This window comes from Actinomadura sp. HBU206391 (assembly GCF_014323665.1).
Classification (GTDB): Bacteria; Actinomycetota; Actinomycetes; order Streptosporangiales; family Streptosporangiaceae; genus Actinomadura_C.
Window position 1 is genome coordinate 1 of the sequence record NZ_JABVEB010000548.1, and the last position, 1,359, is coordinate 1,359.

The window sequence follows — 1,359 nt, forward strand, 5'->3', positions numbered from 1 at the left end:
TCACGCACCAGCCCGGTCCCGTCGATATGCCGGCCGGTGATGTTCCGGATCCCGAGATAGAGGAGTTTCATCGCGGCGTCGGTATCGGGGAAGTGCCCGCGATTTTTGGTGATCTTCCTCAGCTGGAAGTTGATCGATTCGATGGTGTTGGTCGTGTAGATCACCTTTCTCAGTTCGGGTTCGAATTCCAGGAACGGGATGAATTGCTGCCAGGCCCGTTCCCACGCGGCGATGACCCCTGGGTAGCGCTTGCCGTGTTCACGCCGCAGGTTCTCCAGTGCGGCCTTGGCGGCGGCTTCGTTGACGGCGGTGTAGATCGGCTTGAGCGCTTTGGCGATGGTCTTTCTGTCCCCGTAGGAGACAAAACGCATCGAGGTGCGGATCAGATGCACCACACACGTTTGGACCTTTGCCTCCGGCCAGACCTGCTCGATCGCCTCAGGCAGGCCCGCGAGCCCGTCGCAGCACACGATGAGGGCGTCTTTGAGGCCGCGGTTGCGCAGTTCGGTCAGCACGCTGCCCCAGAACCTGGCTCCTTCCTTGTCCTGGATCCAGATGCCCAGCACGTGCTTGAAGCCCTCCATGTCGACGCCGACGACCAGGTGAGCGGCCCGGTTGTCGACCACTCCACCCTCGCGGATCTTCACCACCAGGGCGTCGATGTACAGAATCGGGTAGACCGGGTCGACCGGACGGGTCTGCCATTCGACGATCTCCTCCTGCACCACATCGGTGATCCGGGAGATCAACTCCGGTGAGGTATCGGCTCCGTACACCTCCTTCAGATGAGCCTGGATGTCGCGGGTCGTCATCCCCCGTGCATACAGCGACAAGATGATCTCGTCGATCTGCCCGAGCCGCCGCGTTCTCTTCGGCACGATCTTCGGCTCGAAATCGGAGTTACGGTCCCGCGGGACCTGGATACGGACCGGCCCCGCCGTGGTGGTCACGGTCTTGCCGAAGTGGCCATTGCGGGAATTGCCCGAGCCGTTGCCGGCAGGGTCGCCCTTCACATAACCCAGGTGATCGTCCATCTCAGCGCCCAGCGCCCGCTCGATCACCGCTTTGGTCAGCTGATTGATCAGCCCATCCGTGCCGTCCAGCGGCATTCCCGACGCCTGCGCATCGGCCAGCATCCGATCGATCGCCTGCGGGCTGACCAACTCCGCCAGCCGCGCCGCCGCTGCTTCCTCTTCCGAGACGACAACCTCCAGCCCGCTCTCTTCCATGGCCCCGGCCAAGATCTCCCCGACCGCCTTCGCCTCATCCATCGTGCTCACGCTCAGTGCCCTCCCTGGGCAGACAAAACCCGCCCGTCTGCCGGTCAGATCACCCGCCTACACACAAGATCATGCACGC

The 1,359-nt window shown here is 63.1% G+C and carries 1 protein-coding gene; it reads right to left on the bottom strand.

Going from position 1 to position 1,359, the window contains the following annotated elements; all coding sequences use genetic code 11:
* Positions 1-1,172, bottom strand: a 1,172-nt coding sequence (locus tag HKK72_RS39315; protein ID WP_261987632.1) for an IS256 family transposase, incomplete at its 3' end; no start/stop codon positions are given.
* Positions 1,173-1,359 lie beyond the last annotated feature (187 nt).